This is a genomic window from Hydrogenophaga sp., from assembly GCF_041633695.1.
Lineage (GTDB): Bacteria > Pseudomonadota > Gammaproteobacteria > Burkholderiales > Burkholderiaceae_C > Hydrogenophaga.
Genome location: NZ_JBFJMY010000193.1, coordinates 1 through 7,525, shown reverse-complemented (window position 1 = coordinate 7,525; position 7,525 = coordinate 1). Strand labels below are relative to the sequence as shown.

The 7,525-nt window shown below is 65.5% G+C and carries 9 protein-coding genes; 5 read left to right on the top strand and 4 right to left on the bottom strand.

Features of this window, described 5'->3' with window-relative positions; genetic code table 11:
• Positions 1–615 (bottom strand): XdhC family protein (locus ABYB95_RS12945; protein ID WP_372658974.1); only part of this gene is annotated, 615 nt, incomplete at its 3' end.
• 1 nt (position 616) lies between these two features.
• A complete protein-coding gene (locus tag ABYB95_RS12940; RefSeq protein WP_372658973.1) occupies positions 617–1,318 on the bottom strand; it encodes an NTP transferase domain-containing protein in 702 nt (233 codons plus the stop codon).
• 152 nt (positions 1,319–1,470) lie between these two features.
• Between ABYB95_RS12940 and ychF the strand changes: the two genes are divergently transcribed.
• Positions 1,471–2,562 carry a redox-regulated ATPase YchF gene (gene ychF / locus ABYB95_RS12935; protein WP_372658972.1) on the top strand — a complete coding sequence of 364 codons (1,092 nt, stop codon included), beginning with the start codon at positions 1,471–1,473 and terminating at the stop codon, positions 2,560–2,562.
• Positions 2,563–2,570: 8 nt separating this feature from the next.
• Entirely contained in the window at positions 2,571–3,344 is a 774-nt protein-coding gene (locus ABYB95_RS12930; protein WP_372658971.1) for an RNA pseudouridine synthase, read from the top strand.
• Here ABYB95_RS12930 and ABYB95_RS12925 read toward each other — a convergent pair.
• Together ABYB95_RS12925 and ABYB95_RS12920 are read right to left on the bottom strand one after the other, a co-directional pair.
• Positions 3,329–4,516 carry an MFS transporter gene (locus ABYB95_RS12925; RefSeq protein ID WP_372658970.1) on the bottom strand — a complete coding sequence of 396 codons (1,188 nt, stop codon included), beginning with the start codon at positions 4,514–4,516 and terminating at the stop codon, positions 3,329–3,331. The genes ABYB95_RS12930 and ABYB95_RS12925 overlap by 16 nt on opposite strands.
• Entirely contained in the window at positions 4,513–5,004 is a 492-nt protein-coding gene (locus ABYB95_RS12920; protein ID WP_372658969.1) for a YqaA family protein, read from the bottom strand. The genes ABYB95_RS12925 and ABYB95_RS12920 overlap by 4 nt, the downstream gene beginning before the upstream one ends.
• A 160-nt stretch (positions 5,005–5,164) precedes the next feature.
• Between ABYB95_RS12920 and dusB the strand changes: the two genes are divergently transcribed.
• From dusB to purH, 3 genes are all read left to right on the top strand, one after another.
• A complete protein-coding gene (gene dusB, locus ABYB95_RS12915) occupies positions 5,165–6,205 on the top strand; it encodes a tRNA dihydrouridine synthase DusB (RefSeq protein WP_372658968.1) in 1,041 nt (346 codons plus the stop codon).
• Positions 6,202–6,438 carry a helix-turn-helix domain-containing protein gene (locus tag ABYB95_RS12910; RefSeq protein WP_372658967.1) on the top strand — a complete coding sequence of 79 codons (237 nt, stop codon included), beginning with the start codon at positions 6,202–6,204 and terminating at the stop codon, positions 6,436–6,438. Before dusB ends, ABYB95_RS12910 begins: the two co-directional genes overlap by 4 nt.
• Positions 6,439–6,499: 61 nt before the next feature.
• A partial coding sequence (gene purH / locus ABYB95_RS12905; RefSeq protein WP_372658966.1) for a bifunctional phosphoribosylaminoimidazolecarboxamide formyltransferase/IMP cyclohydrolase occupies positions 6,500–7,525 on the top strand: 1,026 nt, incomplete at its 3' end.

The window sequence follows — 7,525 nt, the reverse complement described above, 5'->3', positions numbered from 1 at the left end:
GGGCACGGCGTCCCAGCCCTCGTGGTATTCCACGCGCGGCTCGCAGACGGTGACCTGGTAGTCGAGCATGACGGCCATGCTGGCCAGGTAGCGCGAGAGCTGGCCGCCACCGATGATGAGCAGGCGCAGGCGTGGGCCGTGCACGGTGGCGAGCGTGGCGCCGTCGAAGCTGACGCGGTCGCCATCAACGGTGGGCGCGTGGCGCACCAGGCCGGTGGCCATGTCGAGCCGGCGCTGCACGCGGCGGTGGTTTTGTATGTCGGCCAGCAGTTCGCGCAATTGGGATTGCGGCGAAAGCGGCTCCAGCACGATTTGCACCGTGCCGCCGCAGGGCAGGCCAAAGCGGCGCACTTCTTCAGCGGTCTGTCCGTAGGTGGTGGCTTCGGGCAGGCGCAGGGCGAGTTCGCCGCGTGCCACGCGGCCGATCAGGTCGTCTTCGATGCAGCCGCCCGAGACCGAGCCGGCCACCTGGCCGTCGTCGCGGATGATCATGAGCGAGCCGGGCGGGCGCGGGGCCGAGCCCCAGGTCCGCACCACAGTGCCGAGCACCACGCGCTGGCCGCGGTCCAGCCAGTCGAGCGCGGTGCGGATGACGTCGATGTCGATGGATTGCATATCAGTGGCCCTGTTGGATTGGCTCGGAGGGGGGCGGTGTGGTCTGTGGCCAACGCGGCGTCAAGCCCGTGGCCGCGCTGAATTGTTCCAGGTCGTCGGGACTGTCGAGGTCCATTTGGTAGTGGGCGTTGTTGGTGGGCCAGCGCCATACCGATTCGGGATGCGCCGCCTGCCATTGCCTGCCGCCGAAATCCCCTTGGTTCTGCAGCAGGTCCAGGCGCACGCGAGGCGTGAACAGCACCGGGTTGCCGGGCCGCCCATGCGGTTGAGGAACCAGCATATCGGCGTGGTCCGGGCGTTGTGACCAGGCGTGCAGCAGTGCGGCGATCTCCGGCTGGCCGATCATGGGCATGTCGGCCAGCGCCACCAGCACGCCGCTCAGCCCATCGGGCAAACTGGCCAGCCCCGCGCGCAGCGAACTGGCTTGGCCCTCGGCAAACCGGGGGTGGTGCACCTGCTGCACCGGCAGTCCGTGCAAGGCGGTGGCCACACGTTCGCCGTGGTGTCCGAGCACCACGTTCACGGGCCACAGGCCGCAGTCCAGCAAGGCACAGGCTTGCTGGCGCACCAGGGGCACGCCATCGATTTCCAGCAGGCACTTGGGTGCTCCGCCCATGCGGGTGGCCGTGCCGCCAGCCAGCAGCACCGCGCCCAGCCTGGCGCTGTCGCTGTTTGGGGGCGATGATGGTGTGGTCGGGTGCACGGGCGTGGCGTTTTCAAAGCGACAGGTCAAAGCGGCTGAGCGACGAACCGTTCGCTCACTCGTGTGCAGGCCGCTTGGCGGGGCCATGCGGGCCAAGATTAACGCAGACCAGGGCTTCGCATACACTTGAAGGCTGTTTTTCGAGGTATTTCATGAGTCTGCAATGTGGCATCGTGGGCCTGCCCAACGTCGGCAAATCCACCCTTTTCAATGCCTTGACCAAGGCCGGCATCGCCGCTGAAAACTACCCCTTCTGCACCATCGAGCCCAATACGGGCGTCGTCGAGGTGCCCGATACGCGTCTGGCACAGCTGGCCCAGATCGTGGAGCCCGAACGTGTGGTTCCGGCCATCGTGGAGTTTGTGGACATCGCCGGTCTGGTGGCCGGTGCCAGCACGGGCGAAGGCCTGGGCAACAAATTTCTGGCCCACATCCGCGAGACCGACGCCATCGTCAACGTGGTGCGCTGCTTTGAAGACGACAACGTGATCCACGTCGCCAACAAGGTCGACCCGATTGCCGACATCGAAGTCATCCAGACCGAGCTGTGTCTGGCCGACCTGGCGGCGGTGGAAAAAGCCTTGCACCGCGTGAGCAAGACGGCGCGTTCCGGCGACAAGGAATCCATCAAGCAGGTGGCGATTCTGGAGAAATGCCAGCTGGCGCTGAACGACACCCAGCCGGTGCGCACCATCGATTTCAGCAAGGACGAGCTGGTCCAGCTCAAGCAGTTCTTCCTCATCACCGCCAAGCCAGCCATGTTCGTGGCCAACGTGTCGGAAGACGGGTTCGAGAACAACCCCATGCTGGACCGCCTGAAGGCGTTTGCCGACAAGCAGAACGCGCCGGTGGTGGCCATTTGCGCCAAGATCGAAGCCGAGTTGTCCGAGATGGACGATGCCGACCGGCTCGAATTCCTCCAGGAACTGGGCCAGGACGAGCCGGGCCTGAACCGCCTGGTGCGCGCCGCCTACCAGTTGCTGGGCTTGCAGACTTATTTCACCGCCGGTGTGAAAGAGGTGCGCGCCTGGACCATCCACAAGGGCGACACGGGGCCGCAAGCCGCCGGTGTGATCCACACCGATTTTGAAAAAGGCTACATCCGCGCGCAGACCATCGCGTTTGACGACTTCATCGCTTTCAAAGGCGAACAAGGCGCGAAAGACGCGGGCAAGATGCGCGCCGAGGGCAAGGAATACGTGGTCAAGGATGGCGACGTGATGAACTTCTTGTTCAGCAGCTGAGCGCCACCATGACCGAACCCGGCCGGCCCGAACCCCAGCGCCTGGCCAAGCGGCTGGCCGCCCAGGTGCCTTGCTCGCGCAGCGATGCCGAGCTCTACATCGCCGGGGGCTGGGTGCGGGTCGATGGCACGGTGGTCGAACTGCCGCAGGCCCGTGTGCGCGACGAGCAGACCGTGACGCTGGAAGCCAAGGCCCGGCTGGAGCCGCTGGCATCCATGACCCTGGTTTGGCACCAACCGGCCGGGCTGGCACTGCCCGCCGCCTCGCCCATGCCCGACGAAGTGGCCATCAAGGTCTTTACACCCGCCGCCCGGTTTTCGGGCGACCGTTCGGGCGTGCGCCCGCTCAAGGCGCATCTGCACAAACTGCTGCCGGTGTCGCGTCTGGGGGTGGCCACCAGCGGCCTGATGGTCTGCACGCAAAACCCCAGTGTGGTCCGCAAGATCGAGGACGACGGCGCTCAACTCGAACACGAATGGTTGGTCGAGGTGAAGGTCGATCCCGCGCTGGAAGACGACGCGCGGCGCGAAGCGGTGCTGCAGTCGCTCGGCCAGGCGCTGTTCTTTGACGGCTGGGCACTGCCCAAGGCCAGTGCCAGTTGGCAGAGCGAGTTGCGCCTGCGTCTGGCCATCAAAGGCTGCCGACCGGGCCAGGTGCAACACCTGTGCGAGCGCGCCGGCTTGCAGGTGAAAAGCATGCGCCGCCTGCGCCTGGGCCGTATTTCGCTGGCGGGTCTGCCGGTGGGCCAGTGGCGCTACCTGATGCCCTACGAGCGTTTCTGACGCCGCACCACCCAGCCACTGAGGGCCATGGCGCCCAGCATCACCACCAGGCCCACCCAGTGCAGACGCGCCATCAGGCCCTGGGCGATCAGCCCACCGCCCAAGGCCGCACCCAGGGCTTGTCCGCCGTACATGGCCGAGGTATTGAGCGCCACGGTGGCCGGTGCCAGCAGCGGGGCCAATTGCACCAGACGCGCTTGCTGGGCCGAATTGACGGCGAAGCAGCCCAGCGCCCACGGCACCATCACCAGCGCCTGCTGCCAGGGCCCCGCCGTGCCCAGTGGCCACAGCAAGAGGCTGAGCGTGATGGCGGCCAAGGCCAACATCACCGCGTTGGCCGCGCCGAGGCGGTCGATGCGGCGCGTCAAGCCCACGTTGCCGGCCAGGCCAAACAGGCCGAACCACAAAAACAGCAGCGACAGGCCGACGGCACCCACGCCCAGGCTTTGCTGCATATAAGGCGCGAAATAGGCAAACAGCACGAATTGCCCAAACGACATCAGCAGCGTCACGCCCACCACCGGCATCAGCTCGGCCGAGCCCAGGGTCTGCTGCCAGTCTTTGCGTGAGAGCAGCGCCGGGCGTATGCCGGCCGGCATTTCGCGCCAGACCCACCAACTGCACAGCGCAGACATCAACGCGATCAAGCCAAACGCCCAGCGCCAGCCCAGGGTGCCGCCGATCCACGACGACATGGGCATACCCATGACCGAGGCCACCGACCAGCCCAGAAACACGAAGGTGATGGCGCGCCCGCGCTGCGCCTCCCCCACCAGCAGACCCACGCTGGCCGCCGCCTGGGGCGTGAAGATGGCCGGCGCCACCACCGCCAACACGCGCAGCGGCAGCAGCGTGGCGTAGTTGGGCGCCAGGGCGCAGGCCAGCGTGAGCACCGCGTACCAGAGCAAGGAGAGCGCGAGCAGGCGGCGCCGGTCCCAGCCGGCCACCAGCCCGGCGAACACCGGCGCACCCACACCCATGAGGATGGCCGCTGCGGTGATGAGCTGGCCCGCTTGCGGGATCGATACCTGCAGCGATTGGCTGATGTCGTTCAGCGTGCCCGGCACCACCATCACGCCCGCGCCGATGACGAAATTGCCCATCATCAGCGCCCACAGCGCGCGGGGAAAGGCGGCGCCGTTGGCGCCGGGCGTGGAAGCTGCTGAGGTCATGGGGTGAATGTTCCGGGGAACACCCACAACAAGGCTGTCGTCAAGGCGACGTAGCGGGCCAACTTGCCGATGGCCATGTACGCCAGGCAGGGCCAGAACGGGAACTTCAGCCAGCCCGCGACCGCGCACAGCGGGTCACCGATGGCGGGCAACCAGCTCAGCAAGCAGGCCTTGGGGCCGAAGCGGCTCAGCCATTGCAAGGCCTTGACCTGGGTCGGACTGCCACGTGCCTTGTCCACCGCCTTGTGGGCGCCGTAACCCATGAACCAGTTCAAACCCCCGCCCAGCGTATTGCCCACCGTGGCCACCGCGATGGCGGGCCAGAACAGATCCGGATTGAGTTTGATGACCGCAAACAGCGCGGCTTCCGAACCCAGGGGCAACAAGGTGGCCGAAATGAAGGCGATCACGAACAAGGTGCCCAGGCTCGCATCGGGCATGGCCAGCCAGTGCAGAAAGAGGACCAGCCAGTCGGGATAGTGGTGCATGTGGGGTGGACGGTGTGGAGAAAAAACGTGGGCGCACCTGCAACATATCGCCTGCTGAAAAAAGAGGCAGATACAATGCAATGCTCTTTGGGCCTCGCGGCGGACACAGGGTCCGCGTCAGCCGCAGCCTTTGCGCACCACCCCCGATTCTCACACCGCCATGCAACTGGGTCCGTACACCCTGCCCAACGCCTTGTTTGTCGCACCCATGGCGGGGGTGACCGATCGCCCTTTCCGCAAGTTGTGCAAGCAGCTGGGCGCGGGTTACGCGGTCAGCGAGATGGTGACCTCGCGCCCCGATCTGCAAGACAGCCTGAAGACCTCGCGCCGGGCCAACCACGAAGGCGAAGCCGCCCCGATTTCGGTGCAGATCGCGGGCACCGATGCGCAGATGATGGCCGACGCCGCGCGCTACAACATCGACCGGGGCGCCCAGATCATCGACATCAACATGGGTTGTCCAGCCAAGAAGGTCTGCAACAAATGGGCCGGCTCGGCCCTGATGCAGGACGAAACGCTGGCCATGGAGATCGTGCAAGCCGTGGTGAACGCCTGCGCGCCACGGGGCGTGCCGGTCACGCTCAAGATGCGCACCGGCTGGCGCGCCGATGCGCGCAACGCACCCACACTGGCGTTGGCCGCCGAATCGGCCGGTGTGCAAATGCTGACCGTGCATGGCCGCACGCGCGAACAAGGCTACAAGGGTTTTGCCGAACACGACACCGTGGCCCACATCAAGAGCCGGGTGCGCATCCCGGTGGTGGCCAATGGCGACATCAACAGCCCGGAGCAGGCCCGCGAGGTGCTGGCGGCAACCGGCGCCGACGCCATCATGATCGGTCGCGCCGCGCAAGGCCGGCCCTGGATCTTCCGCGAGATCGCCCACTTTCTCGCCACCGGCGAACACCTGCCACCGCCCGACCTGAACGACGTCAAGACCTGGTTGCTGGCGCATTTGCACGACCACTACGCGCTCTATGGCGAAGGCACGGGCGTGCGCAGCGCGCGCAAACACCTGGGTTGGTATGCCCAGTCTTTGCCGCTGCCGCCCGGCGCGGCTGCGGTGTTCCGTTCGCGCATCAACAGCTTGACGACTTGCGAGGCGCAACTGCTGTGCGTGCGCGAGTCGCTGGAGGAATGGGCTGCCAGCCCACTGCAACAAGATCAACAACAAACCGGACACTGGAAACTGGCCGCATGAGCAACAACAACCTACACGACTGTGTGCGCGCCAGCATGCAAGAATTTTTCCGCGACCTGGACGGCACCGATCCCGCTGGCTTGCACGACATGCTGGTCAAGGCGGTGGAAAAGCCCTTGCTGGAAGTGGTCATGGAGCAGGCACAAAACAACCAGTCGCGTGCCGCGCAATGGCTGGGTCTGAACCGCAACACGCTGCGCAAAAAATTGCTGGAGCACAAGCTCATCGACTGAACCGGCGATCGATCGCCGGGCTCGCCGCCTCTTTTCTGTTTACCTTTCACACAAATTTTTCATGCGCGCACTCATTTCCGTTTCCGACAAAACCGGCATCGTCGAACTCGCCCAGACCTTGCACACCCTGGGCGTGGCCCTGATCTCCACCGGCGGTACGGCCAAACTGCTGGCCGAAAACGGCCTGCCGGTGACCGAGGTGGCCGAGGTGACGGCGTTTCCCGAAATGCTCGATGGCCGCGTGAAGACCCTGCACCCCAAGGTGCACGGCGGTCTGCTGGCGCGGCGCGATCTGCCCGAGCACATGGCGGCTTTGAAGACCCACGGCATAGACCCCATCGACCTGCTCATCGTCAACCTGTATCCGTTTGAAGCCACGGTGGCCAAGGCCGGCTGCACGCTCGAAGACGCGATCGAAAACATCGACATCGGTGGCCCGGCGATGGTGCGCAGCGCCGCGAAAAACTGGAAAGACGTGGCGGTGTTGACCGACGCGGCGCAGTACCCCGCCGTGATCGACGAGCTGAAAACCAGCGGCAAGCTCAGCGACAAGACCCGTTTCACCCTGTCGGTGGCCGCCTTCAACCGCATCAGCCAATACGACGGCGCGATCAGCGACTACCTCTCCAGCATCGAATTCGAAGCCGGTGCGAGCGTGCCCAAAAGGAGCGCCTTCCCCGGCCAGGCCAATGGCCGCTTCATCAAGCTGCAAGACTTGCGCTACGGCGAAAACCCCCACCAGGCCGCCGCTTTCTACCGCGACCTGTATCCGGCGCCGGGCTCGCTGGTCACGGCCAAGCAGTTGCAGGGCAAGGAACTCAGCTACAACAACATCGCCGATGCCGACGCGGCCTGGGAATGCGTCAAGAGCTTTGACGTGCCTGCCTGCGTGATCGTGAAGCACGCCAACCCCTGCGGCGTGGCCATGGGTAAAGACGCGCTGGAAAGCTACAGCAAGGCCTTCCAGACCGACCCCACCAGCGCCTTCGGCGGCATCATCGCGTTCAACCGCCCGGTGGACAAAGCCGCTGCCGAAGCGGTGAGCAAACAGTTTGTGGAAGTGCTGATGGCACCGGGCTACAGCGAG

What these genes read in the sequence shown, in the direction of transcription:
- ychF (WP_372658972.1), top strand. Translation starts at nt 1,471, where the DNA reads ATGAGTCTGCAATGTGGCATCGTGGGCCTGCCCAACGTCGGCAAATCC.
- ABYB95_RS12930 (WP_372658971.1), top strand. Translation starts at nt 2,571, where the DNA reads ATGACCGAACCCGGCCGGCCCGAACCCCAGCGCCTGGCCAAGCGGCTG.
- ABYB95_RS12925 (WP_372658970.1), bottom strand. Translation starts at nt 4,516, where the DNA reads ATGACCTCAGCAGCTTCCACGCCCGGCGCCAACGGCGCCGCCTTTCCC.
- ABYB95_RS12920 (WP_372658969.1), bottom strand. Translation starts at nt 5,004, where the DNA reads ATGCACCACTATCCCGACTGGCTGGTCCTCTTTCTGCACTGGCTGGCC.
- dusB (WP_372658968.1), top strand. Translation starts at nt 5,165, where the DNA reads ATGCAACTGGGTCCGTACACCCTGCCCAACGCCTTGTTTGTCGCACCC.
- ABYB95_RS12910 (WP_372658967.1), top strand. Translation starts at nt 6,202, where the DNA reads ATGAGCAACAACAACCTACACGACTGTGTGCGCGCCAGCATGCAAGAA.